The organism is Streptomyces sp. NRRL F-5650 (assembly GCF_000721365.1).
Taxonomy (GTDB): domain Bacteria; phylum Actinomycetota; class Actinomycetes; order Streptomycetales; family Streptomycetaceae; genus Streptomyces; species Streptomyces ardesiacus.
The window spans coordinates 27834-54119 of record NZ_JOGV01000023.1 but is presented as its reverse complement, the minus strand read 5'-3'; the positions used below and the strand labels follow the sequence as shown (position 1 = coordinate 54119).

Genomic DNA, 26286 nt, shown 5'->3' with positions numbered 1-26286 from the left:
GCCGCCCCGGACGGCAGGTCGTCGAACGTCCCTTTCAGTTGACGGTCCACGACGGGGAGCCGGACGCCCCGGGTGCCGCGGACGGGGCGGGCCCGAAGACGGCGGGGCTCGCGTCGCCGGACGGCGTGGGCAGGGCGGCGTCCGGGGCCGGGCCCGCCGTGGGCAGGGCGGGACTCTCCTCCAGGCGCTGCCCGATCGTTTCGGCGGGTCCGCCGTCCGGGACGACCGGGCCGGCGGACAGGTGCGACCACGCGGTCAGGGCGAGGGCCGCCGCGGCGGCCGTGCCGAGCACCCGGCCGATCCGCCGCACCCGGGCCCGGCCGTCCAGTTCGCGCCAGGCAGGACCCGCCCACGTGTCCTCCGCCTGCCACGCCTCACCGACCGTGGGTGCGGGTGCGGGTGCGGGTGCGGGTGCGAGGGCCCGGCCCGGGTGACCCGCCGGGGGTTGCGGCGGGCGCCCGGGGAGCCGGTCCCGGGCGGCGGGCTCCCTGGGGGCGGAGGCGCGGATGGCACGCTCGTCGTCCTCCAGGAACAGCCGCCAGACGTACTCGGGCACGGACGGCGTGCCGCCCGGCCCCTGAGGGGCGTCGCCGCCCGGTCCGGAAGCTGTCATGGTCTGGCTCTTCCTGTGGTCGGCCCCGGGCGGGCGGGGGCGGGAAGCGAAGGGGAGGCCCGCCCACCACCGGTCCCGGCGCCGGATGGTCATGGCCAGGCGGACTCCGTCGGCCGCCAACCCCTAAGAACGCGCGGGGCCCGGGGCCCGTTCCGCCCGCCGCCGGTCGTGACGCGGTCGTAATGGTGCCCGCCCCCGGGCCGCCCCGGCTTCAGGGGGCCGCCGGCGACGGAGCGGGCGCCGGGGACGCCGTGTTCACGTCCAGGTCGGGCCGCGGCTTCAGCACCAGCACCCGCTCGCCCGGCTGCGGCGGGGGCGGGGTGACCTTCTCCCGGGGCAGCTTCGCCGGTCCGGTCTGCTGGAAGGTGACCCGGTCGTACTCGACCAGGCCGGTCTTCTCCAGCACCGTGATGTGGTCCAGGACGGTGTCGTTGGCCAGGTCCGCCAACTGCCGCACCAGCGTGTTCCTGGTGGCGGCCCGGACGTTGGCGATGGCGGGGAAGATCTGGCCGTGGGTCACCCGCATGATGTTGACCGCCGCCGAGTCGAACTCCTTGCCGCTCCTGGCGTCCACCGAGGCCACGAAGCCCTCCTGCTGCTCAGAGGCCCGGTTGGGCAGGGTGATGCCCAGCTCGGGGGCGATCTCGCGGCACTTCGCGTCGAGGCCCGCGTGCCCGACGACCAGGTGCTCCCCGGCCGTCTTCATCGCCTTCGTCGTCCCGCGCTCCATCACCATCTCGCCCAGCGGGTACTCCCACAGCCCGGCGGCACGGACCTTGACCACGAAATCGCGGTCCGCCTCGGTGAGCGGACCGAACCTCGTACTGGCCACCACCCGGCTCTGGTCGCCGGCGGGCTTGTCCAGACCGAGCACGGCCGGGAAGGCCAGCGCGGTGAGGGTCAGGATCATCGCACCGAACAGGACGAGGACTCCGACCCTGCTGCGGGACAGGCGCATGGTGCCTCCAGGCGACGCGGCGGACGCGGGGCGACGCGCACGGGTGCTCGCGCGCGTGCCGGTACACCAGGAGGTACGCAAACGCCGGACGGATCGATCACCGCCCGGCGCGGAACTTGCACGGAAACCGTGCGGACCCGGCAGCCGCCGGGCCGGTTCAGCCGAGGGAGGCGCCGTACACGCGCTCGACCGTGATGGTGAGCAGCACCCGGCGGTCGGACACCATCGCCGCCCGGTACTCGTCCCAGTCCGGGTGCTCCCCGGCTGCGGCGCGGTAGTACTCCACCAGCGCCTCGACCTCCGGTCCGTGCGGGTCGGTGCCCGGTCCGGTGAGGGTGGCGACGCCCTCGGCGGTGGCCCAGGACCTGCCGTCCGGGGCCGTCACCTCCAGCGTGGCGCGCGGGTCCCGGCGCAGGTTCGCCGTCTTGGCGAGCCCTTCGCGCGTCGACACCCGGACGACGCCGGCCTCCTCGTCGTAGGCGGGCATCACGGGGGAGAGCTGCGGGCGGCCGTCCGACTTGATCGTCGCCAGGACGCCGAGCCGGCTCGCCGCCAGCAGGGCTCGGGGATCGAAGCGCGGTGTGGTGGTCATGAGCCGATCATCGCCCCCGTGGCGCGTCCTGTCCTGCGAACCGCCCCCCGGACAGCGCCGCCGCGGTGGGCTCAGGGCACCGACGGGCCGCCCAGGTAGTCGCCGGACTCGTCGTAGGGCCAGGCGTTGGCCACGCACCCCTTGAGGCCCTTGATCTGCTGCATCATCGCCGGGGCGGGCCGCCCGGCGCCGGGGCAGGTCTCGTGGCCGTGGCCGATGCGGTGGCCGACCTCGTGGTTGACGATCAGCGCCCGGTACTCGTGGATGGGGCCGTCGAACTCCGGCGAACCCAGCACCCAGCGCTTGAGGTTCACCACGACGTCCGTGCCGACGCTGCAGTTGACCTCGCCCCCGGTGTCCAGGCCCGCGGCGCCGCAGATCCGGTCGACGGTGCCCGGCGTGGCGATCTTCACCACGAAGTCGTACGAACCGCTGCTGACCAGACGGAAGGAGTTGGTCCCGTCGCGGGTCCAGCCGCGCCGGTCGGCGAGCACCTCGGCTATCTCGTCGGCCGCCGCCCCGGGCCGGACGTCGAGGCCCTCCTCCACCAGGACCTTGTAGCGGCGTACGCGGCTGCCGGTGCCCACGGTCGTGCCGTCGGCCCGGGCGGTGACGAAGGTGCCGGGTCCGGTCGCCGGAATGGCGATGGTGGAGGGCGAGGCCGACGCCGAGGGGGAGGCCGAGGGCGACGGGGAGGTCTTCACGGACGGCGAGGGGGAGGGGGACGCGGAGGCCGAGGGGGTCCTGGTCGAGGCGTCCAGCGCGTCCGTGACGTCGGCCACCTGGTCGTCCGTCACCGGCGGCCTGGTCTCCCGCCAGTACGCCACGGCGGCACCCGCGGTGAGCAGGACGGCCCCGAGGGCGACGCAGGCCAGGACCGCGCGGGCGGGTCCGCGGCGTCTGCGTCTGCGGGAGCGGGATCTGTGCCCCGCACCGTCCGGTCCGGTTCTCCGGCTGGCCCGGCGGGCGGTGGATCGGCCCACGGCGTGCGTCCTCTCTGCTGGTCGTCGGGGCACGCACGGCGAATCGCTGTGCTGTTGTACCCCCAAGATCCAAGCGGACGGACGTACGAAAACATCACCGTTTCCGAAGTGTCCCTTCTCACGCGGACAATCGATTGCTGAAGGCAACCGATCGGCCTTCGTCAACGTCTTCGCCGGGGTCACCCGTTTCCGCGGGTGACCCCGGCGCGCGCGGGGAGGCGGTGCCGTCAGCCGACGGGGGTCCGCTCCCAGCGGTAGAAGCAGCGCGCCATCGCGTCCTTCGGACCGCGCCAGGTCGCCGGGTCGTACGCCGAGACGTACGGCTCCAGCCGCTCGCTGACCCGGCGGAACTCCGGGTGCCCGGTCAGCCTGCCGATGGTGGGTGCCGGGTCCTGGTCGCTCTCGATGAGGTGCAGGTACACGCCGTCGCCGAACTCGAAGAGGCTGCGACGGTTGACGCCGACCAGGTGCGGCAGTTCGCCGCTGTCGGACTCCGCGAACACCTTCGCGATGTCCGGTGCCGCGCCGGGTGCCATCCGGGCGACGATCAGTGTGTGGTGCATGGGGTGCTGCCCTTCGCGGGGTGGGTCGGTGCCGGGGCCGTTCTCAGTCGGCGAGCACCGACGCGGTGCGCCGCTCGCCCGCCGCCTGCTCGATCCGGTCCCGGATCAGTGCCATCTGCGTACGCGAGTTGCGGTTGATGTTGTCCGTCATCCAGGCGTCGTCCACGGGCGCGTCCGGCTTCATCGCGAAGTCCTGCGTCCAGCGCATGACGGTGCCCTCGGCGGTCTCGGCGTACTCCCAGACGATGTTCATGTACTGGAAGGGGCCGGTCTCGACCCGGTGGGCGCGGACGGTGCGGGTGACGGGGTCGGCGACCCGCTCGGAGACCCAGCTCCACACCTTGCCGTCGGCGTCCGGGTGCATGGTGAGCCGGAAGGTCACCTTGTCCTCGTCACGGCCGAGCACCTCCACGGAGGCGTACTCGCTGAACAGCCCGGGCCACTTCTCGATGTCGTTGGTCATGTTCCAGACCAGCTCCATCGGGGCGGCGATGGTGATCTCGTTGTCGGTGTGCCCTGCCATGTCACACTCCCGTCTTCAGGGCGCCGTTGACCAGCGCGAGGAAATCGGCGGGCGTCTTGCAGCGCTCGGCCTGCTCGGGCAGGCCCAGGCCGTACCGCTTCTCCAGCTCGGCCACGATGCCCAGCAGGCCGAGGGAGTCCAGGCCGAAGGTGTCGAAACCGTCGTCGGCCTGCTGCCGCAGGGTGACCGGGTCGACGTGCACGCCGGCGGTGCGCTTCATCAGCGCCGACAGCTCCTCGACGGTCACCTGGTAGTCCAGTTGGTCGGTCATGGTGTCCTCCTTGACTCGGATTGCCGGGCCACGGGCCTTTCTCCGCGGCCTTCGGCGGTCGGTGATCGGTGGGGGCCCGGGGGTCAGCGGCCCGCGGGCGGCACGGCGCCCCGGCGCAGGACGAGCGCCGAGTTGGACCCCATGAGGCCGCGCGCCAGGACCAGGGCCGTACGCGGCTCGGCGGGGCGGGCCCGGCCGGTCACCACGTCCAGGTCGTGGCACACGTCGGCCACGTGCGGGGTCGGCGGTACCAGCCCGTGCTCCATCGCGAGCACCGCCGTCGCCACGTCCAGCACCGGAGCCGCGCAGTACGCCCGCCCGGTCCCCGTCTTGGGCGCGGTCACCGGCACCCGCGCGGCGTGCGGGCCCAGCGCGTCGGCCAGGGCCAGGGCCTCCGCCCGGTCGGCCTCCGGGACCCCGAGGGCGTCCGCGAAGACCACGTCCACGTCCTCGGGCCGGCACCCCGCCTCGGCCAGCGCGCCCTCGATGGCGCGGGCCAGCCCCTGGCGGGAGAGCTCCCAGCGTCCGGGCCCGGTGAAGGTCGCCGCGTGCCCGGCCACCGTCGCCCGCACGTCCGCGCCGCGCCCGCGGGCCGCCGTCTCCTCCTCCACGAGCAGTACGGCCCCGCCCTCGGCCGGCGCGAACCCGCAGGCCGCGTCGGTGAACGGGCGGTAGGCGCGCTCGGGTTCGGCGGACCGGCTCAGCTCGGGGTAGCCGAGCTGGCAGACGATCGAGTACGGGGCCAACGGCGCCTCCGTCGCGCCGCAGACCACCGTGTCGGTGCCGCCCCGCACGGCCAGCGCCGCGTGCGCCAGGGCGTCCAGACCGCCCGCCTCGTCGGCGGCCACGACCCCGCAGGGCCCCTTGAAGTCGTTGCGTATCGAGACCTGGCCGGTGCTGGCCGCGTAGAACCAGGCGATCGACTGGTACGGGCCGACGTGCCGCGAGCCCTGGCCCCACAGGTTCTGCAGCTCCCGCTGCCCGAACTCGCCGCCGCCCGAACCGGCAGCGGTGACCACGCCGACCGAGAACGGCGAGTCGACGTCCGCCCGGCCGAACCGGGCGTCGGCCAGGGCGTGCTGGGTGGCGGCCAGCGCGAAGTGGGTGAACCGGTCGGTCTGCACGAGGAACCGGTCCTCGACCGTCTCGGCCGCGTCGAATCCGTGCACCTCGCCCGCGACCCGCAGCGGCAGGTGCGCGCAGCCCTCCCGGGTGACGGGCCCGAGGCTGCTGGTGCCGTCGGCGACCGCCTTCCAGTGCGCCTCGACGCCGGTGCCGTGCGGGGACACCACGCCCAGGCCGGTGACGACCGCCCGCCGGGGCCCGCCCTTGGTCTGTCCTGGTCCGCTCATCGCAGCCCTCCTTCACTGCCGCTCAGCACGACCGCGGACTGGAAGCCGCCGAAGCCGCTGCCCACCGACAGCACGTGCCGCAGCGTCCGCTCCCGTGCCTCGCGCGGCACGTAGTCCAGGTCGCACTCGGGGTCGGGGGTCGTGTAGTTGGCCGTGGGCGGCACCACCTGGTGGGCCATCGCCAGGACGCACGCGGCCAGTTCGATCGAGCCGATCGCGCCCAGCGAGTGGCCGACCATCGACTTGATGGAACTCATCGGCGTCGCGTAGGCGTGCTCGCCCAGCGAGCGCTTGACGGCCGCGGTCTCGTGCCGGTCGTTCTGCTGGGTGCCGGAGCCGTGCGCGTTGACGTAGTCGATCGCCGAGCCGTCGAGGCGGGCCATGTCCAGCGCCGTGTCGATGGCCCGCGCCATCTCCAGGCCCTCCTTGGTGAGCCCGGTCATGTGGTAGGCGTTGCCGAACGTGGCGTAGCCGGAGATCTCGCAGTACACGTCCGCACCCCGGGCCCGGGCGTGCTCCAGGTCCTCCAGGACCAGCACCGCCGCGCCCTCGCCCATCACGAAGCCGTTGCGGTCGGCGTCGAAGGGGCGGGAGGCGTGCGCCGGGTCGTCGTTGTTGGGCGAGGTCGCCTTGATGGCGTCGAAGCAGGCCATCGTGATCGGCGATATCGGCGAGTCCGACGCGCCCGCCAGGCACACGTCGACGCGCCCCTCGGCGACCGCGTGGAAGGCGTACCCGACCGCGTCGAGCCCGGACGTGCACCCGGTGGAGACGGTCTGCACCGGCCCGCGCACCCCGAACTCCTCGGCGACCGCGGAGGAGAGGGTGGCGGGCGTGAAAGCGCGCTCCAGGTGCGGCTCGGCCCGCCGGTCGTCGACGTCCCAGCGCGAGCCGCGCTCACTGACCAGCACGTAGTCGTGTTCCAGCCGGGTGGTGCCGCCGACCGCCGTGCCGAGGGTGGCACCGGTGCGCCAGGGGTCCTCGCGGTTCAGGTCGAGGTTCGCGTCCCGGACCGCCTCCGAGGCGGCCACCAGCGCGAACTGCACGTAACGGTCGCAGCGTTGGGCCGTGGCCAGGCCGAGCCCGTGGTCGGCGGGCTCGAAGTCGCACTCGGCGGCGATCTGCGAGCGCAGCCCCGCCGGGTCGAACAGGGAGATGCGGCGCGTCGCCGTACGGCCTTCGGACAGCAGCCCCCAGAACTGGGGCACGCCGATCCCGCCCGGGGCGACGACGCCTATGCCCGTGACGGCGACCCGTCGCCGGGTCATGACACCACCTCGGCCGCGGGGGCGGGCCGCTCGTGCGCGGCGTGGCCGTGGGCCCCGTCGCACGGGAGCGCGTTGCCCTCCGCGTCCTCCGTGTCGACGTGGCCCAGCTCCGGCCGCGGGGCCAGCGGCCCCAGGTGGAAGACGAGCCGCGCCTCGACGTCCCCCGTGTTGCGGAAACGGTGGCGCATGTCCTGCGGGATCAGCAGCCCCTGCCCGGTGGCGAGCGAGTGCGGCACCCCGTCCAGGTCCACTTCGAGGGCGCCCTCCGTGACGTACACGAACTCCTCGGAGTACGGGTGGTAGTGCTCGGCGATGCGGTCGCCGGGCTGCACGATGGCCACGCCCATGAAGCCGCTGGTCGAACCGGCGGTGGTCGGCGTGAGGAGAGCGCGGAGGTCTCCGCCGCGGCGGCGGTTCGGCGCGATGTCGCCGAGGGAGACGATGCGTACCTGCTGGTCTGTCATGTCGTTCACTCCGGGGAGACGGGAGGGCGTGGGGGAGAAGCGGGGAGAAAGTGGAGACGGGCCGGGGCGGGCGCGGAGCGCCGGGGACGGGTCCACGCGGACCGGCGGGCACACCACCGGAGGGGGCTCCTCAGGAACCGGCCGAACTCCGGTCGGTCAGAGGCGTCATACGGATGCGGTCCAGCAGCCGGGACAGCGTGGCGGCCTTTGCCGGCGCCCCCTCGACGCCGGCCGCGGCGACGTCCAGCAGCCGCTCGGCGGCCGCGGCGCCCTCGGCCCCGTGCAGGCCCAGCACGGCGGCGGGCGCGGAGCCGGGGTCACCGGCCACGTCGACGAGCCGTACGACGAGGTCGTCGCGGTGGAAGACGGTGGCCGCCAGTACCGGACCCGCCGGGTCCTGCGCGGCCGACGCGTCCTGCCGGGCCAGCAGCCGGGCCAGCTCCCCGCCCGCGCCGGCGCGCACCGGGTAGAGCAGCGCGAGCCGCTCGGTGCGCGCACCGGCCCGCAGCGCACCGGCCCGCTCGCCGGACGTCGCGTGGTGAACGGCCGGCATGGCGGCCCGGGTGAAGAACCGCCGGGCGGACTGCGGGTCGGCGAGGTCGCGGTCCTGCTCCAGATACGGGTTGAGGGCCTCCTCGACGGCCCGCACCCCGGGCTGCCGGGCCACGTGCCGCAGCGCGGTCTGCAGGTCGCCCCGCACCTCCACCGCGCGCACGATCCGGTTGCCCTGCATGAAAAGCGAGGTGCGCAGCAGCCGCGTGGAGCCGTCCACGTGGGCGTCGGGCGACACGTACTCGGACAGCAGCCGGGCGGTCTCCGCCTCGCTGCCGGGCCGTACGGTGAAGGTCAGGGCGTGCCGCACGACGTTGCCGCCGATGCGGGGCGCGGAGCGCGGCTCACCGGGCGCCGGGCGTCCGCCGTCGGTCTCCCGCAGGACGCTGTAGCGCAGCGAGTGGGTGTCCCGGACACAGGTCTGCAAGGGCTCGACGGTGTCCAGGTGCTCGTCGCTGTTGACCCAGGCCAGGAAGGGCGCGGCGCTCTCCCACTCGCTGGTCAGCAGCCACTGGGTCGGGTTCTCCAGGGACTGGCAGAGTTGGTCGCTGACGTGTCCCGGAACGGCGGCGACCCGGTCGCGGATGCGCTCGTAGGCGTCCAGGAACTCCTGCTGCATGCCGTCGTGGACGTCCAGCATCAGGACGACGCGTACGCGGGAACCGTCGAACGCGGATATCGACACGCCGCCCGCGTCCGCGGCGCGTGCGGCGTCGGCCGCGTCGGTGGTGCTCGCGGTGTTCGTCGCGTCCGTGGCGTTCGTGGTCGGGGCGTCCGTCGCTACGACGGGAGAGACCGTCATCCGGCCCACCTCTTCTCCGGGGAACTTCTCGTGGACTGGGGGCGATCGTCACTGGCGCGCGCCAGGCCGGCGGGGTGCGACGGTCGCATAAGCACGATCGTGAGCCGTGCCCGCGGGGTCCGCGAACCAGGAGGGTTAAGCGGGTGAAGCCTGCGCCGCCGCGGGCCTCGACGGGCCGTACGGGGCATGGATGAGAGCCCCGCACGTCTGTCACCCACGTCCGCCACCCACATCTGTCACCCACGTCTGCCACCCACGTCTGTCACTCACTTCTGCCACTCACTTCTGTCGCAACGGAGGACGAGCAACCATGAACGAAAGAGCCGACCGGTCCGGCGGTGCCGCCCCCGGGGGCGACCGGACCCACCGCGTGCCGGTCCTCGTCGTCGGCGGGTCCCTGGTGGGCCTGTCGATGTCGGTCTTCCTGGGCCGGCTGGGCGTCCGGCACACCCTGGTCGAGCGGCACGCCGGCACTTCCATCCACCCTCGCGGGCGCGGCAACAACGTCCGCACGATGGAGATCTTCCGGGTGGCCGGCACCGAGCCGGACATCCGCAGGGCCGCCGCCACCCTCGCCGACAACCACGGCATCCTCCAGACGCCCACCCTGGTCGGCGACGCGGGGGAGTGGCTGTTCAAGCAGATCGACCCCGGCAACGGACTGGCCCGCTTCAGCCCCAGCTCCTGGTGCCTGTGCAGCCAGAACGACCTGGAACCCGAACTCCTCACCCACGCCGTCAACCTCGGCGGCGACCTCCGCTTCGGGACCGAGCTGCTCTCCTTCGAGGCCGACGCCGACGGCGTGACGGCGGTCGTGAAGAGCCGGGAGACCGGCGAGCACACCACCATCCGCGCGGACTACCTGGTCGCCGCCGACGGCCCCCGCAGCCCCGTCCGCGAACAGCTCGGCATCGGCCAGAGCGGACCCGGCGACCTCTTCCACAACGTCAGCATCACCTTCCGCTCCCGCCGCCTCGCCGACGTCGTGGGCGACCGCCGTTTCATCGTCTGCTACCTCACGGACGAGAACGCCGACGGCGCCCTCCTGCCCGTGGACAACCGGGAGAAGTGGGTCTTCCACGCCCCCTGGCACCCCGAGCAGGGCGAAACGGTGGAGGACTTCACCGACGAGCGCTGCGCCGCCCACATCCGCCGCGCCGTCGGCGACCCCGGCCTCGACGTCGAGATCACCGGCAAGGCCCCCTGGCACGCCGCCCAGCGCGTCGCCCGCAGCTACCGCTCCGGTCGCGTCCTGCTGGCCGGCGACTCGGCCCACGAGATGTCCCCCACCGGCGCCTTCGGCTCCAACACCGGCATCCAGGACGCCCACAACCTCGCCTGGAAGCTGGCGGCGGTCCTGGAGGGCTGGGCGGGCGAGGCCCTCCTGGACACCTACGACACGGAACGCCGCCCGGTCGCCGAGGCCACCAGCGCCCGCGCCGCCCACCGCTCGGTCGAGCACAGCCACCCGGGCTTCGCACCGCCGCCGGTGATGGGGGGCGGGATGCCCGGTGGAGGGGGCGGCGCCTCCGACGGCCCGGGTGGGCCGGGTGGCCCCGGCGCCTCGGGTGGGCCTGGCGGCTCGGGTGGGCCTGGCGGCTCGGGTGGGCCTGGCGGCTCGGGTGGCCCGGGTGGCCCCGGGGCTGCGTCGGGTGCGGCTGGGGCGTCCGGGGGTGCCCCCGGCGGTGCGGGCGGTGGTCCCGGCGGTGCGGCGGCCGGTGCGTCTGCGTCGTCCGGCGGTGCTCCCGGTGGCCCCGGGGGTCCGGGGGGCGCACCCGGGGCCGGCGGCCCCGGCGGTGCCCGTGGCGGACCGCAGCGCGGCATCCTCAACGTCGCCCTCGGCTACCGCTACCCCAAGGGCGCGGTGGTCGGCGCCGACCCGGCGACGCCGGTGGTCCCGGAGGGGCTCGACCTCTCCGGCGCCCCCGGCAGCAGGGCCCCCCACCTCTGGCTCCGCCGGGGCGAGGAGCGCCTGTCCACGCTGGACCTCTACGAGGACTCCCTCGTCCTGCTCAGCGACGCCGCCCAGCCCACCGGCTGGCACGAGGCGGCGGCCGAGGTGGCCGCGGCGATGCGGGTCCCGCTGAAGCCGTACCGCGTGGGCGGGAGCGCCGGGGCCGACCTGGTCCCGGACGACGAGGAGACCGACTGGGCACGGGCCCACGGAGTGACCCGGGGCGGCGCCGTCCTGGTCCGCCCCGACGGCTTCGTGGCCTGGCGCTCCCCGGGCCCCGCCCCCGACCCGGCGGCGATGCTGCGCCAGGTGGTGGGCACGGTACTGGCCCGCGCCTGAGACCCGGGGAGCGAACCGGCGACGCACACCCCGCCGGCCGACGCCTCAGTCGGCCGGCGTCCCGCCCACACACCGCGCTGTCACCGCCGCGTCCTGCGGAAGGCGAGGTAGGCGAACCCCTCGCCCTCGCGGGGCGCCCGCGTCCAGGACCGGGTGGTGAAGGTGGGGAGCCTGCCCTCGGTGAGCGCGAAGCGGGGCAGTGACAGCCCGAGTTCACCGTGCAGTGCGTCGAGCGCCCGTACGTGCCCCTCGTTCCCGGAATCCCCCGGGCGGAACAACCGGTCCGGGTCCAGCGCCCCGGGTATCGCACCGGAGCGCTCGACGTCCGAGCCCCACAGGGTGAACGCGTACAACTCCTCACCCCCTTCGGCCACGGACAGGTGGAACGCGTCCGGGCGGCCCCCGGCGGCCGAGCCCCCCGGCTCGCACCACACCACCACGGCCCGTCCGGCCGAGGAGGCGTCCGTGACCGGCGACCGGAACAGATGACTCATGTGGTGCAGGCCGTACCCGTCGAAGGCGAAGGCCCACGCCCCCTCGGCCCGCCCGGCGGCGACCACCGCCCGGTCCTCCCACAACTCCACGCCCTCGTCCTCACGCTCGTGCGGCCTGCGCGCCGCCCGGGCCGCGTCGAACGGCCGTACGGGACCGCTCAGCACCGCGCCGTCCTCCCCGACCAGCCCGGGCAGCCTCTCGGGCCCGACCCCCTCGACCCAGACACAGCGGTACCCGCCACCGAACGACCTGTGGAACCGGGCGGGCTCCGCCAGCCACGCGAGCCCCGGCGGATCGAGATCCGGCACCGGCTCGGGAGCGGGCCCCGCCTGCCCGCCTCGCGGCGTCGCCAGCACCTCCCGCCCCCGCTCCGCGGTGACCAGCGGCCCCAGCACCGGATCGGCGAGCAGCCCGAGCGGAACGATCAGCAGCGGCCCGGGCTGCTCCCACCGCGGGAGCGCGCCCCGCAGCACCCGCCACGCCGCGTCGCACGCACCCCACCGGGCCGCCTCCCGTGCCTCGCCGACGGCCCGCCCCCAGGCACCGGCGGGCGCATACCGGTAGGTCCCGTTCCGCAGCTCGTCCAGCACTGCCCCGGCCGCCTCCCGCCCGGCGCCGCGGGCGGCCATCATCCCCAGCCAGTGCTCGTCACCGCCCGCCCGCCACTGCTCCCGCGCCGGCCCCACGGCCTCCACGGGCAGCACCTCCGGCAGGTAGCGCGCGTCGGCCACCAGACCGCCGTAGCCCCGGGAGTGCCCCGGAGCCAGGAAATGCCGTATCTGGTTCAACAGCACGGCACTGTGCGGCCGTCCGAACTCGGCCGCCTCCTCCAGCAGCGGCACGGCCTCCTCGTACCGCCCCCGCAGGGCCAGCGACCGCGCGCGCTCCACGCCCGCGTCCTGCTCACGCGTGGTCGCGTTCACGAAGTCGGACCGCTCGGCCCGGGTGGCGTGGAAGTGGCGGTACATGGCCTCCATGTACGCCCGGAACGACGGATACCGGTCCGGGAACTCGCCGCCCCAGCCCTTGTACACGTAGAGCGCCCACTCACCGTCCCCGTCGCGGTCCCCCGGGTCGAGCAGCGCGTACGACGCGTCGGAGTCCGTCTCCAGCCGCAACGCCCGCCGCCACATCCCGGCCAGCAGGACCGCCTCCGGCGACGGGTCGTCGTCCAGGAACCCCTCGTACACGGACGTCATGTCGTGCGGGTCCCCGAACCAGTCGATCTCCGCGACGCCGCCGAGCCGGTAGATTCCGGCCATCTGGTCCACGAACCACCCGTCGCTCACGGCCAGGAACTCCCGGTACGACGGCGGCAACCGCCGCCCCAGCCGCTCCTCCGCCGCGAGGATCGCCGCCTCACCGGCCCCGTCCCGCCCGAGGACGACGGACCGGGGCCCGCCGTCGACGTCCTCTTCGGGCCGGGGCATCCACTCCTGCTGCCAACGCCCGAGAAAGTCACGCCAGTTGAAGGACACACCGAAGGACCCATCGAAAGAGCCACCGAAAGACCCATCGCAAGGCCCGTCGGGAGCCCCGTCGAAAGACCGGTTGGAAGAATCACCACTCATGCCCGCATGCTGTCACCGGGCACCGACAACGGAGCCGTGACCTCATCCTCCGGGTTCCGACAGACCGGACACCTCGTCGACGAGGGGCTGCACGCGGTAGGGAACGACCGCACTCAGCGCGATGACCGTAGTACTGCGCCGCACCCCGGGCACCGCGAGCACGTGGTCGATCACCTCTTGGACATGCTGGTTGCTGGTCCCCGCGATACGGCACCAGATGTCGCCGGGCCCCGTCACGACGTGTGCTTCCAGGATCTGCGGCACGCCCCGCAGCCGCGCCGCGATGGCCGCCCGGGCCGGCTGGTCCACCTCGAACGTCGTGAACGCCTGCACCGTGTGCCCGAGCGCGGCGACGTCCACGTCCGGCCCGTACCCGGTCACCACACCGGCGCCGGCCAGCCGGTCGAGCCGCGCCTGCAACGTACCGCGGGCGACCCCGAGTTGCCGGGCGACCTCCAACAGCCCTTCCCGCGGACGCTCCCGTAGCAGCCGCAGCATCCGGCCGTCGAGCCGATCAAGCCCCCGCCGTGCCACCGTACGCACCTGCCGATCTGCCACCCAAAAGGCAGCCCAGAGCCACTGTTCCTGCCGAATAAGCAAGCAAGGACGGCTTCTGTTGCCTGTCCGGCACCCGCTGTCCCACTCTAAGGACTCCCGTCCACGAGGAGTCCCGTGAGGCAGCACACGCACCCGTTCGTCCCGTACCGCCCGGACCGCTACGACGAGGCCGAAATGATCCGCCGCGGACGGGACTTCGTGTCCTTCGTCGACCGCCGGCGCAGCGTGCGCTTCTTCAGCGACGAGCCGGTTCCGCGCGAGTGCATCGACCTCGCCGTCGCCGCGGCGAACACCGCGCCCTCCGGCGCCCACTTCCAGCCGTGGAAGTTCGCGGTGATCGGCGACGCCGAGACCAAACACCGCATCCGGGTCGCCGCGGAGGCGGAGGAACGGGTGAACTACGAGGGCGGCCGGATCCCGCCCGAGTGGCGCGCGGCGCTCGCCCCCCTCGAAACGGACTCCGACAAGAGCTTCCTCGAGGTCGTGCCGTGGCTCGTGGTCTGCTTCGCCGAGAAGAGCACCGCGATGCCGGACGGCTCGCTGCGCAAGAACTACTACGTGAACGAGAGCGTCGGCATCGCCTGCGGCCTCTTCATCACCGCCCTGCACACGATGGGCCTGAGCACGTTGACGCACACACCCAACCCCATGGCCTTCCTCACCAGGATCTGCGAACGCCCCGGCAACGAACGCCCCTACATCCTCTTCCCCGTCGGCCACGCGGCCCCCGACTGCGAGGTCCCGGACCTGACCCGAAAGCCCCTGACGGAGGCGATCACGACGCCGATGACTTCCGGCTCCGGCGGCGGTCTGCCTGTCGGGAGCCAAGGGAAGACACAAGGAGCACCATGATCATCATCGCCGGGAAGCTGTGGATGGACACCGCCGACCGTGACGCGTACCTGGCCGCATGCTCGGAGGCCGTCGAACGGGCCCGCGCCGCCGAGGGCTGCCTGGACTTCGCCCTCTCGGCCGACGCGATCGAACGGGACCGGATCAACGTCTACGAGCGCTGGGAGACGGACGAGGCCCTCGCCCGCTTCCGCGGCGCGGGTCCGGAACCCGAACAGGCGGCCCGGATCCGCGAGGCGGAGGTACACAAGTACCGGATCTCGGCAGTCGAGGCACCGTAGCCCGGACCTCTCTCCCGTCCACCACAAGCCGCCGGAGGCGCCGGCCGGTCAGCGCGACGCGCCGGAGCCCTCCAGCTCGCGCAGGCAGGCCGCCGCCTCGGAGACCTGGTCCTCGCTGAAGACCCGCACCCCCGCTCGCCTCAACAAGGCCGTGGTGACACCGTGCCCCGGCACCCGCGCCCCCGCGAACCGCCCGTCATAGACACGAAGCGAGCCACAGGACGGACTGGACTCCTTCAACAACGCCACACGGGCCCCGGCTCCCCGCGCGGCGTCCAGCGCAAGCCGGGCCCCGCGAACGAACTGCCGGGTGACGTCCTCCCCGCCCTCCGTGAGCACCCGGGCGACCCCGTCCAGCACATCGCCACCATCACCGCCCACGATCTCCGCCGGAGCCCGCGGCACGGGCAGCCCACCGGACACCTCCGGACAGAAGACGACGACCCGCCCCTCGCCCCGCCACCGCGCGACGACCTCGTCCCCGACAGGCTTCGCACCCCCGTCATAACGCACGGGCCTGCCCAGCAAACAGGCACTCACCAGAATCCGCTCCACCACCCCAGACTACGAGTCCCCCGCCGCCCTCCGGGCCGCGAAGTTCCCGCCCTGACCACCGCCGGCCTGCCGCCCCCGCCGAAGCGGTGGCCGCGCCCAAGGCTCCCCTGAACGAGAACGACCGGGAGCAGGAACGGACCGACAACCTCCGGAAAGAGGTGCAGGAAGAAATCTCGGCCAACCGCTCGGTGCCGCGCAGCCACGGCACGGGCACGACGGGCCCCCTGCGTCCGCGCTCCGATCACCAGCAGAGGCACGGGCCACGCCGTGAGAACCATCCGCCTGCCCATACGCGAAGACCCCGCTCTCAGCGAACTCGCTGATGACGGGGTCTTGCGTACATGTGCACAGTGTGCCCCGGCAGGAGCGACGGTTCACGGGAAGTCAGTCCACGGCTCCTCGGCGCCCGTGAGCACGGGCCGTTGCGCTGCTCGCCTATCCGGCTGCCACCGTGGGCAGAGCCGTGGATCACCGGCAGCCAATCAGCTTTCCCTGTACTGATTTGTGGCACGTTGTCGTGGCTCGGTGTTGAATTGTCAGTGCCTAATGCACATGAGGTCGGGTAGACGCATGCGCTTGACTTTCGTCTGCCATACCTTGTTGGCAGCGTACTGCTCGAGCTCGATAATGGAGTGCCCGTTATTGCGCTTGAGGTCTTGGATAATCGTGTCGGCGGAGTAGATTCCCACGCTCAGGAACCGAGCGAAATCAACGTCTTCCTTGAAGCCCGTCAAATACCTTCGAGCAGTTGCGCGGCATCGACTTTGAGTGCACGCGCGAGGGCTATGATGTTGTCAAGGCTTACGTTGCGCTGACCTCGTTCCAGCGAAGAGACGTAGGTCCGGTGGATCCCCGCCTTTTCCGCGAGCTCTTCCTGCGAAAGGCCTGCCGAGAGACGGTGCTCCCGCACGCGGTGGCCGAACGCCGCTCGTTGCCGCTGGATGCGGAGCTTGTCGGAGGCTTGCGTCATGATGTAGGGACGCTAGGACGGTGCAGACGATGGGTCTACAGACTATGAGTAACATTGGCGGCATGGCTGAGGAGATCGTGGTAGGCCGTGGTGACCCTGCCTACCTCGCGCACGCCTACCTGACGAAGGTCCCCGTGCCTGCGATTACGCCGTTCATCGAGGCATACTGTCCGCCCGGCGGCGTCGTGGCCGACCCGTTCGCTGGGTCTGGCATGACGGGGGTCGCGGCGCGGATCACCGGGCGCCGGGCGCGCCTGTCAGACATCTCCGTGCTGGGTCGGCACATCGGGTCCAACTACCTGAACATGGTGGAGGGGCACGAGTTCACAAGTACCGCGCAGGCCGTCATCAAGCGGGCCCAGGATGCTGTGGGCAAGATCTACGAGGTCGCCTGCAGTGGGTGTGGTGGGACCGGCCAGCTTGCAAAGACCGTCTGGAGCGTTCTGGTGAGGTGCGCGGGCTGCGAGAAGCCCGTCAACTACTACCACTCGCTCGAGGCCGCGGAGTGGTCGAAGACGAACATGGTCTGTCCCCACTGCTCGGCCCATATTTCGAGCAAGCTCGAGCGCGTGGATGAGCAGCCCGCGGTCGACTACGTCAACTGTGCGTGCTCCCCGAAGCAGCGTGAGCAGCCGGCGGTCGCGGCGCCGAGTATCGACGTCGACGGCCTGGACTTTCCCCACGTTGAGATTACCCCTGACCGGGAAATGTACCGGGCGTCTGCGCTGGGCAAGAGCGGCTACACGACCGTGGCTTCGTTCTATTCGCCGCGTAACCTGTGCACTCTGGTAGCCCTGCGCGATGAGATCCGCAGGATTGAGGATCGTGCTCTGAGTCAAAAGCTGCTGTTCGCGTTCACTGCAACGTTGACTCGGGCGAGCAAGCGGTATCAGTGGTCGCACAAACGCCCGCTGAACGCCGCGAACCAGAACTACTACATCGCGCCGGTCTTCTATGAGTGGAACGTCTTCGAACTCTTTGAGCGCAAGACGACCGCCGTGCTGAAGGCTGACGACTGGATCCGGGCACAGGCGTTCACGCACAACGTGGACGCGGACACGGTGCCCGCGGAGTACGTCACGGAGAGCGCTGCGGAGCTGTCCCTACCAGACGCGAGCGTGGATTACGTTTTCACGGACCCGCCGTTCGGTTCGAACCTCTTCTACGCGGATATGGCCCTGTTCCAAGAGGGCTGGCTGGATGGCTTCACGGATGTCGACAAGGAGGCGGTGATCGATCGCTCCACCGGTACTAAGCGCACGGCGGGCCGCTACGAGGCGCTGCTGACGGAGTCGCTCAAGCAGTGCCGCCGCATCCTGAAGCCTGGCGGGCGCATCTCCATGGTCTTCGGCAACTCCTCGGGCAGAATTTGGGCAGTGGTCCAGCGCGCAGTCGCGGCAGCCGGCCTGCGCATCGAGCCAGAGAAAATCGTCATCCTGAACAAGGGGCAGCGCTCTGTGAAGGGGCTGGCCTCGGGCTTTGAGCACGTCACTACGCTCGACCTTGTCCTGACAATGGTTCCGCAGGACGACGCCGAGGCTTCGTTCAAGGAGCCGACGGCTGAGGCCGTTGCTGCGGCGACGCGCGAGCTGGTTGGTGCTGCCGGCCCTGCCTCTCCGAGTCACCTATATCTGGAGCTGCTCCGCCGCGCGCTTCGGGAGGGATGGAGCGTCGCGGACCTCAACCTGCAGACGGCGACGGCAACGCTGCTGGATGACGGGTGGAGCATCGACCCGAAGACTGGCCTATTGGCCAGCCCGAGTAGGCGCTTCGAGTAGCCAGAAGGCGGCTGCCGTCTCAGCAACGCGTGGCCGCCCCTACTCGAAGAGCAGCCGACGGCCGCTCTTGTATCTGGGCACTCACTCAGACGCCAGGCCAGGGCCCGGATCAGGTGAAAGCCCGTACACCACTTCCAATGACGCAACCCTGCGCCCTCGAACGCCGGACTCTCACGTTCCGCGTTCATCGTGTTACTTATAGTCTGTAGACGTTGATCTAAGTACGGGCGACTGTTCCTTTGTGACTGATCATCAACTCGCCCCGAGCCAGAGAGACCCAGAAGGTCAGGGCGCTCTGCTCCGCCCGCAAGGTGACATCCGCAAGATCGTTGAACTGGGTCTACAGCTTCAGAGGAGCGCCTCTGAGCGGCATATCCATAATGTGTTCGACGATGGGGGATACAAGGAGCTATTGCTACTTGAATTGTTCAACCTTACCAAGGGAGGGGGGCGAGTCGGTAACGATGCAACGGATGCGCTGGGGCGTGAGTATGAAATCAAAACTGTCGCACGGTTGAACTTTAGGGGGGAGCGTAAAAAGAGTCTCAGCATCACTACGGAGCATACGCTCACTCTCGAAAATATTGATCGCTACAGGTCGGTTCATCTCTGGGTCATTGCGGTTTTCGACCAATCGACTCCGGAAGCAATCTACGAGATCCATCCGAGAGAGCTGGAGCCCTATTTTTCCCAGTGGGAAGCAGCGCTCCAGAAGCAGATCGAGATCGATGCTCGTCGGGGCGGAGGCGCGCGTCCCCACCTCAACAACCCTAAGATTCCCCTGAACTTCGTTGCTCGGCATGGTGTAAGGGTCTGGCCCCCAGATGGTCCCGCTCAGGACATGCTTCCGGACTACGTTCAGGAAGGACTCGAGGAAGCCCAAGAATTCACTGAGTGAGCCGCTTATTAAACTCCCTTTCGGTGAGTCGGAGTCTTGAAAACCACCGTGGCGCGAGCCGCCGTGGGTTCAAATTCCACACCCACCGCGCAGTTGAACGGCCCCTGACCAGGTGAGACGGTCGGGGGCTGTTGCGTTGCACTGTGCCCGCTCGTCCCCGTGGTTCCCTGTGGATTTCCGCTCGATCGAGCACGGGTGGGCGAGGGCCCCTCATTGCCTGTCGGGCGGTGATGATCACTAGCCGGTCTACTGATCACCGCTCTCGCTGACCTGCGAGGCTGAGGAAGCCCACGGCTCTGACCAGTTCAGATGCCGTGGGCTTCGGGAGAGCCGAACGAAACCCCGGCATTGCAGTCCGAAGAAGAGGCTGATCCGCGCAGTGCATTGGTTCGGGTCCTGAAGAGTGGCAAGAGGAAGGTCTACAGGAAGGATGTTGAGGCAAAATACGGTTCCACTAAGCCGGACGTGAGGCGAGAGACTCTGGAACGTCCGTCTGCCTACCATCACTACAAGGAGGTGAATACGCACGCTCCCGATGTAATTTCGCACGCGGAACTGGGCGAAGTCAATGGCACTTCAGCGCCGGACTATCGAAAGCTCCTTCGGGCTGTAGTCAATACTCCGGTCGGGAATGCAGAAGCGAACAACTATCATGCTCGCGTCGAGGCGTTGCTTACAGCCTTGTTCTATCCGTCGCTCATCATGCCGGAAATGGAGCATGAGATTCATGAGGGACGAAAAGGGATTGATTTCACCTACACCAACAATGCGAAAGATTGGTTCTTCGCCTTCCTCGCGCGACATAAAATTTCCGCCCAATATGTATTTGTCGAGTGTAAGAACTACGGGTGAGAGGTGGGGAATCCGGAACTCGATCAAATTTTGTCTCGCTTCTCTCCTCTGGGAGGGCGATTTGGGATTCTGGCCTGTCGGTCTTTCGAGGACAAGGATCGGTTCCTTAAGAGGTGTCGTGATACAGCCCTCGATCATCGCGGGTTCGTCGTCGCACTCGACGACGAGGACATGTCGGAAATCGTTGATTGTGTGGTGGCGGCCCTCAACTGGGTGCCACCTTTCCCGCCGCCTGACCAGCCGGTGATCCCCCTCGCGTTGAGACCTATCCTCTTTTGCATGAGTGCTAGTCAGATGAAGGTGCTGCAGACTGGCGCCAGGTCAGTGGAGCGGCTTTGGGCTGGAGCGGATTTGGCGCGAGTGATCATGGCCCATTCCGCTAGCCAGCGGATCGGGCAGGTCTGTGAGCCTGCCTCGGTGACGCCGCGATCGGCAGGGACGTCCTGGATTCGCTCAAGCTGAAGCTCGACGGGACGGCGGCAGCCGCGGAGACCGTCCGGCGCAAGCGTCGAACGCTCGCCAATGCGCTGCACTACGCGGTGGACCTCGGGGAGTTCAAAGAGAACCCGATCACGGGCATCCGTATGACCTCCGGCACTCGGCACTGTCGACCTGGCTCCACTCCGGGGTGGACCCGACGGAAATCGCCGAACGTGCGGGCAACAGTGTGGAGGTCCTGCTGAGCCGCTACGCCAAGTGCATCGACGGACGCCAGGAGATCGTCAACCGCAAGATCGAGGAGTTGTTGCGCGAGTACGAGTGATCACGCGGTAGGCCGTCAGCCCTCCAGCCCGCTCGGCCCGGAGGACTTCGCCATGTCTCGGCCGTGTGTAGTCGGCCGTTGGTTGCTGGCTGCGCTTGCCGCGTCGTGTTTCGCCCCGCTGGCGGACGGTTGCCCCAGGGGTTCCGTCCGGTTCGCGCTCTACGCCTGGACTGCCGGGCTGACGACCCTCGCAGTATGGGGGCCTTGGAGGAGAAGCCGCGGCGGCTGGGTGGTGGGCAGCCCCGCTGCCCGTACTGCGGGCTGCTGCAGGATCGGGTGGCGACGCTGGAGCAGGACTGGGTACTGCTGGAGCCGGACATGCGTCCGCTGGCTCACACGGTGCCGGCGGAGCATCGGTGGATCGAGCTGTCCGATGGACGGGTGACGGTCTACGGGGTGTGTCCGCCGGATCAGTTCCAGCGGTGCCGCATCGAGCACCGTCTTGCCTGCCCGGCACAGCCGCTGCCGGATCTGTGGCCGTGGTTGACGAGCCTGCGAGGGGAGAACACGCGGCGGGCAGAGCGGCAGAGCAATCCGGAACCGCCTGCCCCTCCGGAGGAGTGGCCCGACGCTGGCTGAGGGGCGCTTCGAAAGCCTCGGGGTTGACCAGGGAAGATGCCCCAAGATCCTTTCCACGAATAGTCCACGGACCGCCTCATAGGGCTGCTCCGGGCGGCACATGCCTGCACATACGCGAAGACCCCGCTCTCAGCGTTTCCGCTGGTGACGGGGTCTTTGGGCACCTGATTCACGGTGCCCCCGGCAGGATTCGAACCTGCGCACACGGCTCCGGAGGCCGTTGCTCTATCCCCTGAGCTACGGGGGCGTGTCCGCCGCAGTCGGTGTTGCTCGCGGCGACGGGTAGAACACTACCAGCTCACCCGGGGTGGTCATGAACGGGTTTCGGCGACCGTGGGGGCGGCCCCCGCAGGGGGTTGTCCCTCGCGTGGGGTGGAAGTGGGGAAAACCCGGACGCGGTGGCCGGTGTCGACCTACTCTCGAGTGGTGCCTAGGGCTTACGGCCGGATTCTTGTTGTGGATGACAACAAGGTCATCCGGCAGCTGATCAGGGTCAACCTCGAGCTGGAGGGCTTCGAGGTCGTGACCGCGGGCGATGGTGCCGAGTGTCTTGAAGTCGTCCATCAGGTGCGGCCCGACGTCGTCACGCTGGACGTGGTGATGCCTCGGCTGGACGGGATCGGGGCGGCTGCCCGGCTGCGCGCCGACCCGCGGACCCGGGACCTTCCGATCGCGATCGTCAGTGCCTGCACGCAGTACGAGATCGACGCCGGGTTCGCGACGGGGGTCGACGCCTTTCTGCCCAAGCCCTTCGAACCCGCCGAGCTCGTCCGTCTCGTACGGCAGTTGGCCGAGCGGGAGGCCCGCGGGCCGTCCGGAGCGCCTGCCCGGGGCAGCCTGCCGAGGGTCCGCCGGCTTGCCGGGGAGAGCGGGTCGCCCGCCCAGGCGTGAGCCCGGGGCGGCGGGGTCCGCGTCCACATCCCGGGACTCCCGGGAAACGGTTCGCCTGCCCACCCCCTCCCTCCCATACGCTTGTCACGTGACCCCCGTCGAACTCTCCCGCACCGTGCTGCACGCCGTGCGCCGTGCCGTCGACGCGGGGGAGCTGAGCGTGGCCGTGCCGACGCGGGCCGTGGTCGCGCCGCCGGGGCCCGGCGGGTGCGGGGACTACGCCACCGGCATCGCCCTCCAGCTTGCCCGCCCCGCCGGGCAGACGCCGTTGCGGGTCGCCGAGGTGCTGCGGCCCTACCTGGTCGGCACGGACGGGATCACCGACGTGGTCCTCACCGGGCCGGGATTCCTCAACATCAGTCTCGACCGGGAGGCCGCAGGCGCCGGACTCGTCGGTGAGATCCTGCGCCGCGGGGTCCGGTACGGGTACGCCGACCAGCCGGACGGGCGCGTCGTCCAGCTCCACTGCCCCCACGACCTGCGTGCCGTAGTCGTCGCCGAGGCCACCGCGCGGCTGCTCCGCTCCCAGGGCGCCCTCGTCCGCGTGACCGCCGAGGGGTTCGAGGAGGTCTGGTCCTCCGTCCTCGGGGTGACCGTCGACGCCGTCGGAACGGCCCCGGCCGAGCTGCCCGTCAACGTCCGTCCCGTGCCCGTACCCGCGCCCGCCTCCGCCGGTCTCCTCGCCCTCGGCCGCGACGCCGGGCGCTGGGCCCTGCTCCACCCCGCCCCCCACGACCGGCCCCGGGCCGGGGACGAGCACCTGGTCCAGCGGGAGAGCAACCCCCTCTTCCGTGTGCGCTACGCCCACGCCCGCGCCCGTGCCGCCGCACGCAACGCAGCCGACCTCGGGTTCACCGCCGCCCCCGGCCCGCTCACCGACGTGGAGCCGGGACTCCTCGCCGCCCTCGCCGACCACCCCCGCGTCCTCGCCGCCGCCGCGGACCACCGCGCCCCCGACCGGCTCGCCCGGCACCTCGTCACCGTCGCCGACGCCGCGCTGCCCTTCCTGCTCACCGTGCTGCCGCGCGGCGGGGAGAAACCCTCGGCCGCCCACCGCGCCCGGCTGGCCCTCGCCGAAGCCGTCGGGGCGGTGCTGGCCGGCGGCCTGGCCCTCCTCGGCATCGACGCACCCGACCACCTCTGAGAGAGCCCAGAAGACGTCATGAGCCGTTCCGCACACCCCGCCGGGCCCCGTCACGCCGATGTCCTGCCCGAGGGGCACTACACCGCCCCGGCGGAGGACCTGAACGCCCTCGACCCCAAGGTCTGGGCCCACACCGTCGGCCGGGACGCCGACGGAGTCGTCACCGTCGGCGGGATCTCCGTCACGCAGCTCGCCGAGGAGTACGGCACCCCCGCCTACGTCCTGGACGAGGCCGACTTCCGGGACCGGGCGCGGGCCTGGCGCACCGCCTTCGGCAACGACGCCGACGTCTTCTACGCCGGGAAGGCCTTCCTGTCCCGGGCCGTGGTGCGGTGGCTGCACGAAGAGGGGCTCAACCTCGACGTGTGTTCCGGGGGCGAGCTGGCCACCGCGCTCTCCGCCGGGATGCCCGCCGAGCGGATCGCCTTCCACGGCAACAACAAGTCGCCGGAGGAGATCGAGCGCGCCGTGCGCGCCGGGGTGGGGCGGATCGTGCTCGACTCGTTCCAGGAGATCGTGCGGGTCGCGCACATCGCGCAGTCGCTCGGCAAGCGGCAGCGGGTGCAGATCCGGATCACCGTCGGGGTCGAGGCGCACACGCACGAGTTCATCGCCACCGCCCACGAGGACCAGAAGTTCGGCATTCCGCTGGCCGGCGGGCAGGCCGCCGAGGCCGTGCGGCGGGCGCTGCAGCTCGACGGGCTCGAGGTCATCGGGATCCACTCGCACATCGGGTCGCAGATCTTCGACATGTCGGGGTTCGAGGTCGCCGCGCACCGGGTGGTGGGGCTGCTCAAGGACATCCGCGACGAGCACGGGGTCGAGCTGCCCGAGATCGACCTCGGGGGCGGGCTCGGGATCGCGTACACCAGCGACGACGACCCCCGCGAGCCCCACGAGATCGCCAAGGCGCTGACCGAGATCGTGACGAGGGAGTGCGAGGCCGCCCGGCTCGCCACCCCGCGGATCTCCGTCGAGCCCGGGCGGGCCATCGTCGGGCCGACCGCCTTCACGCTCTACGAGGTCGGCACGGTCAAGCCGCTCGACGGGCTGCGGACGTACGTCTCCGTCGACGGCGGGATGTCGGACAACATCCGTACCGCGCTGTACGACGCCGAGTACAGCGTCGCCCTCGCCTCCCGCACCTCCGACGCCGAGCCGATGCTCGTGCGCGTCGTCGGCAAGCACTGCGAGAGCGGGGACATCGTGGTCAAGGACGCCTTCCTGCCGGGGGACCTGGCACCCGGTGACCTCGTCGCCGTACCGGCGACGGGTGCCTACTGCCGGTCCATGGCCAGCAACTACAACCACGTGCTGCGTCCGCCGGTCGTCGCCGTGCGGGACGGCGCGGCGCGGGTCATCGTGCGGCGGGAGACCGAGGAGGACCTGCTCCGTCTCGACGTCGGCTGATCCCGGCCGCGGAGGGGACGGCCGGGGCGGCGAAGATCCTTCGGCGCCCACCCCTCCGAAAATGAAATAAACGTCTCACGATCCGGACGAATGGCAGAAAATCCCGTCCGGTGCGTGAGACTGGTCCAACCGTAGACGGTAAGAGGAAACGAGGTCGGATGATGCGTACGCGTCCGCTGAAGGTGGCGCTGCTGGGCTGTGGAGTGGTCGGCTCAGAGGTGGCGCGCATCATGACGACGCACGCCGCCGACCTCGCCGCCCGCATCGGGGCGCCGGTGGAGCTCGCGGGCGTCGCCGTACGGCGGCCCGACAAGGTGCGCGAGGGCATCGACCCGGCCCTGGTGACCACGGACGCCACCGCCCTCGTCAAGCGGGGGGACATCGACGTCGTCGTGGAGGTGATCGGGGGGATCGAGCCCGCCCGTACGCTCATCACCACCGCCTTCGCGCACGGCGCGTCCGTCGTTTCCGCCAACAAGGCGCTCATCGCCCAGGACGGCGCGGCCCTGCACGCCGCCGCCGACGAGCACGGCAAGGACCTGTACTACGAGGCCGCCGTCGCCGGTGCCATCCCGCTGATCCGGCCGCTGCGCGAGTCGCTGGCCGGCGACAAGGTCAACCGGGTGCTCGGCATCGTCAACGGGACGACCAACTTCATCCTCGACGCCATGGACTCGACCGGGGCCGGGTACCAGGAGGCGCTCGACGAGGCCACCGCCCTCGGGTACGCGGAGGCCGACCCGACCGCCGACGTCGAGGGCTTCGACGCCGCCGCCAAGGCCGCCATCCTCGCCGGAATCGCCTTCCACACGCGCGTGCGCCTCGACGACGTCTACCGCGAGGGCATGACCGAGGTCACCGCCGCCGACTTCGCCTCCGCCAAGGAGATGGGCTGCACCATCAAGCTGCTCGCCATCTGCGAGCGGGCGGCGGACGGGGGATCGGTCACCGCGCGCGTGCATCCCGCGATGATCCCGCTCAGCCACCCGCTGGCCAACGTGCGCGAGGCGTACAACGCCGTGTTCGTCGAGTCCGAGGCAGCCGGTCAGCTCATGTTCTACGGGCCCGGCGCCGGCGGCTCCCCGACCGCCTCCGCCGTCCTCGGCGACCTGGTCGCCGTCTGCCGCAACCGGATCGGCGGCGCCACCGGCCCCGGTGAGTCCGCGTACGCCGCGCTGCCCGTCTCCCCGATGGGCGACGTCGTCACGCGCTACCACATCAGCCTCGACGTGGCCGACAAACCGGGCGTGCTCGCCCAGGTGGCGACCGTGTTCGCGGAGCACGGTGTCTCCATCGACACCGTGCGGCAGTCCGGCAAGGACGGCGAGGCATCCCTCGTCGTCGTCACCCACCGCGCGTCCGACGCCGCCCTCGGCGGTACGGTCGAGGCGCTGCGCAAGCTCGACACCGTGCGGGGTGTCGCCAGCATCATGCGGGTTGAAGGAGAGTAACCAG

At 71.0% G+C, this 26286-nt stretch carries 27 protein-coding genes and 1 tRNA gene; 12 read left to right on the top strand and 16 right to left on the bottom strand.

The window, feature by feature from the left end; translation table 11 throughout:
• Nucleotides 1–34: 34 nt before the first annotated feature.
• The 11 genes from IG88_RS0120935 to IG88_RS0120885 all read right to left on the bottom strand — a co-directional run bounded on the left by IG88_RS0120935 (nucleotide 35) and on the right by IG88_RS0120885 (nucleotide 8941).
• A complete protein-coding gene (locus IG88_RS0120935) occupies nucleotides 35–613 on the bottom strand; it encodes a hypothetical protein (protein WP_031043285.1) in 579 nt (192 codons plus the stop codon).
• A 211-nt stretch (nucleotides 614–824) separates the two neighbouring features.
• Entirely contained in the window at nucleotides 825–1571 is a 747-nt protein-coding gene (locus tag IG88_RS0120930) for a DUF4142 domain-containing protein (protein WP_031043283.1), read from the bottom strand.
• Between the two features lie 157 nt (nucleotides 1572–1728).
• Nucleotides 1729–2163 carry a PPOX class F420-dependent oxidoreductase gene (locus IG88_RS0120925; RefSeq protein ID WP_031043282.1) on the bottom strand — a complete coding sequence of 145 codons (435 nt, stop codon included), beginning with the start codon at nucleotides 2161–2163 and terminating at the stop codon, nucleotides 1729–1731.
• Between the two features lie 71 nt (nucleotides 2164–2234).
• Nucleotides 2235–3146, bottom strand: a complete 912-nt coding sequence (locus IG88_RS0120920) for a DUF3152 domain-containing protein (protein WP_031043280.1) — start codon at nucleotides 3144–3146, stop codon at nucleotides 2235–2237.
• A 227-nt stretch (nucleotides 3147–3373) separates the two neighbouring features.
• On the bottom strand, nucleotides 3374–3709 hold the full coding sequence (locus tag IG88_RS0120915) for a TcmI family type II polyketide cyclase (protein WP_031043277.1): 336 nt from the start codon (nucleotides 3707–3709) through the stop codon (nucleotides 3374–3376).
• Nucleotides 3710–3752: 43 nt separating this feature from the next.
• Entirely contained in the window at nucleotides 3753–4232 is a 480-nt protein-coding gene (locus tag IG88_RS0120910; RefSeq protein WP_031043275.1) for an SRPBCC family protein, read from the bottom strand.
• A gap of 1 nt (nucleotide 4233) precedes the next feature.
• A complete protein-coding gene (locus IG88_RS0120905) occupies nucleotides 4234–4503 on the bottom strand; it encodes an acyl carrier protein (RefSeq protein ID WP_019326889.1) in 270 nt (89 codons plus the stop codon).
• Nucleotides 4504–4586: 83 nt separating this feature from the next.
• A complete protein-coding gene (locus IG88_RS0120900) occupies nucleotides 4587–5855 on the bottom strand; it encodes a ketosynthase chain-length factor (RefSeq protein WP_031043271.1) in 1269 nt (422 codons plus the stop codon).
• Entirely contained in the window at nucleotides 5852–7123 is a 1272-nt protein-coding gene (locus IG88_RS0120895) for a beta-ketoacyl-[acyl-carrier-protein] synthase family protein (RefSeq protein WP_031043269.1), read from the bottom strand. Before IG88_RS0120895 ends, IG88_RS0120900 begins: the two co-directional genes overlap by 4 nt.
• Nucleotides 7120–7587 (bottom strand): cupin domain-containing protein, encoded by a 468-nt coding sequence (locus tag IG88_RS0120890; RefSeq protein WP_030402763.1) that lies wholly within the window; start codon nucleotides 7585–7587, stop codon nucleotides 7120–7122. Before IG88_RS0120890 ends, IG88_RS0120895 begins: the two co-directional genes overlap by 4 nt.
• A gap of 130 nt (nucleotides 7588–7717) precedes the next feature.
• The gene (locus tag IG88_RS0120885) at nucleotides 7718–8941 is read right to left on the bottom strand and encodes a SchA/CurD-like domain-containing protein (RefSeq protein WP_031043266.1); all 1224 of its coding nucleotides are present in this window, start codon (nucleotides 8939–8941) and stop codon (nucleotides 7718–7720) included.
• Between the two features lie 310 nt (nucleotides 8942–9251).
• Between IG88_RS0120885 and IG88_RS0120880 the strand changes: the two genes are divergently transcribed.
• A complete protein-coding gene (locus tag IG88_RS0120880) occupies nucleotides 9252–11234 on the top strand; it encodes an FAD-dependent oxidoreductase (protein ID WP_031043263.1) in 1983 nt (660 codons plus the stop codon).
• A gap of 80 nt (nucleotides 11235–11314) precedes the next feature.
• Here the strand turns inward: IG88_RS0120880 and IG88_RS0120875 are convergent, their stop codons facing one another.
• Together IG88_RS0120875 and IG88_RS0120870 are read right to left on the bottom strand one after the other, a co-directional pair.
• The gene (locus IG88_RS0120875; RefSeq protein WP_051851993.1) at nucleotides 11315–13159 is read right to left on the bottom strand and encodes an SMI1/KNR4 family protein; all 1845 of its coding nucleotides are present in this window, start codon (nucleotides 13157–13159) and stop codon (nucleotides 11315–11317) included.
• 183 nt (nucleotides 13160–13342) lie between these two features.
• On the bottom strand, nucleotides 13343–13834 hold the full coding sequence (locus IG88_RS0120870; protein ID WP_031043257.1) for an Lrp/AsnC family transcriptional regulator: 492 nt from the start codon (nucleotides 13832–13834) through the stop codon (nucleotides 13343–13345).
• A 138-nt stretch (nucleotides 13835–13972) separates the two neighbouring features.
• Here IG88_RS0120870 and IG88_RS0120865 point away from each other — a divergent pair, with 138 nt between their 5' ends.
• Nucleotides 13973–14710 carry a nitroreductase family protein gene (locus IG88_RS0120865; protein ID WP_234332237.1) on the top strand — a complete coding sequence of 246 codons (738 nt, stop codon included), beginning with the start codon at nucleotides 13973–13975 and terminating at the stop codon, nucleotides 14708–14710.
• Nucleotides 14707–14991: a putative quinol monooxygenase gene (locus tag IG88_RS0120860; RefSeq protein WP_031043253.1), complete on the top strand. Its 285-nt coding sequence runs from the start codon at nucleotides 14707–14709 to the stop codon at nucleotides 14989–14991. The genes IG88_RS0120865 and IG88_RS0120860 overlap by 4 nt, the downstream gene beginning before the upstream one ends.
• A gap of 48 nt (nucleotides 14992–15039) precedes the next feature.
• Here IG88_RS0120860 and IG88_RS0120855 read toward each other — a convergent pair whose 3' ends face one another.
• Both IG88_RS0120855 and IG88_RS41455 read right to left on the bottom strand, forming a co-directional pair.
• Nucleotides 15040–15546: a DUF523 domain-containing protein gene (locus tag IG88_RS0120855; RefSeq protein ID WP_031043252.1), complete on the bottom strand. Its 507-nt coding sequence runs from the start codon at nucleotides 15544–15546 to the stop codon at nucleotides 15040–15042.
• Between the two features lie 730 nt (nucleotides 15547–16276).
• Nucleotides 16277–16516 carry a helix-turn-helix domain-containing protein gene (locus tag IG88_RS41455; RefSeq protein WP_078861554.1) on the bottom strand — a complete coding sequence of 80 codons (240 nt, stop codon included), beginning with the start codon at nucleotides 16514–16516 and terminating at the stop codon, nucleotides 16277–16279.
• Between the two features lie 62 nt (nucleotides 16517–16578).
• Between IG88_RS41455 and IG88_RS0120845 the strand changes: the two genes are divergently transcribed.
• From IG88_RS0120845 to IG88_RS0120835, 5 genes are all read left to right on the top strand, one after another.
• Nucleotides 16579–18294, top strand: coding sequence for a DNA methyltransferase (locus IG88_RS0120845; protein WP_234332236.1), 1716 nt, complete (start codon nucleotides 16579–16581; stop codon nucleotides 18292–18294).
• Between the two features lie 241 nt (nucleotides 18295–18535).
• Nucleotides 18536–19192, top strand: coding sequence for a hypothetical protein (locus IG88_RS42695; RefSeq protein WP_107452242.1), 657 nt, complete (start codon nucleotides 18536–18538; stop codon nucleotides 19190–19192).
• Nucleotides 19193–19501: 309 nt separating this feature from the next.
• Nucleotides 19502–20044, top strand: a complete 543-nt coding sequence (locus IG88_RS43425) for a hypothetical protein (RefSeq protein ID WP_158853993.1) — start codon at nucleotides 19502–19504, stop codon at nucleotides 20042–20044.
• A 628-nt stretch (nucleotides 20045–20672) separates the two neighbouring features.
• Nucleotides 20673–20807 (top strand): hypothetical protein, encoded by a 135-nt coding sequence (locus tag IG88_RS43795; protein ID WP_420712093.1) that lies wholly within the window; start codon nucleotides 20673–20675, stop codon nucleotides 20805–20807.
• A gap of 195 nt (nucleotides 20808–21002) precedes the next feature.
• Nucleotides 21003–21386, top strand: coding sequence for a DUF6083 domain-containing protein (locus tag IG88_RS0120835; protein WP_031043244.1), 384 nt, complete (start codon nucleotides 21003–21005; stop codon nucleotides 21384–21386).
• 175 nt (nucleotides 21387–21561) lie between these two features.
• Here IG88_RS0120835 and IG88_RS0120830 read toward each other — a convergent pair.
• Nucleotides 21562–21633: transfer RNA gene (locus IG88_RS0120830), tRNA-Arg, on the bottom strand.
• A gap of 179 nt (nucleotides 21634–21812) precedes the next feature.
• Here IG88_RS0120830 and IG88_RS0120825 point away from each other — a divergent pair.
• The 4 genes from IG88_RS0120825 (at nucleotide 21813) to IG88_RS0120810 (ending at nucleotide 26282) form a co-directional block, all read left to right on the top strand.
• Nucleotides 21813–22277: a response regulator gene (locus tag IG88_RS0120825; protein ID WP_031043241.1), complete on the top strand. Its 465-nt coding sequence runs from the start codon at nucleotides 21813–21815 to the stop codon at nucleotides 22275–22277.
• Between the two features lie 88 nt (nucleotides 22278–22365).
• Nucleotides 22366–23421, top strand: coding sequence for an ArgS-related anticodon-binding protein NrtL (gene nrtL, locus IG88_RS0120820; RefSeq protein WP_031043238.1), 1056 nt, complete (start codon nucleotides 22366–22368; stop codon nucleotides 23419–23421).
• Nucleotides 23422–23439: 18 nt separating this feature from the next.
• Nucleotides 23440–24831 carry a diaminopimelate decarboxylase gene (gene lysA, locus IG88_RS0120815; protein ID WP_031043236.1) on the top strand — a complete coding sequence of 464 codons (1392 nt, stop codon included), beginning with the start codon at nucleotides 23440–23442 and terminating at the stop codon, nucleotides 24829–24831.
• A 158-nt stretch (nucleotides 24832–24989) separates the two neighbouring features.
• Nucleotides 24990–26282, top strand: coding sequence for a homoserine dehydrogenase (locus IG88_RS0120810; protein WP_031043233.1), 1293 nt, complete (start codon nucleotides 24990–24992; stop codon nucleotides 26280–26282).
• Nucleotides 26283–26286: the final 4 nt, after the last annotated feature.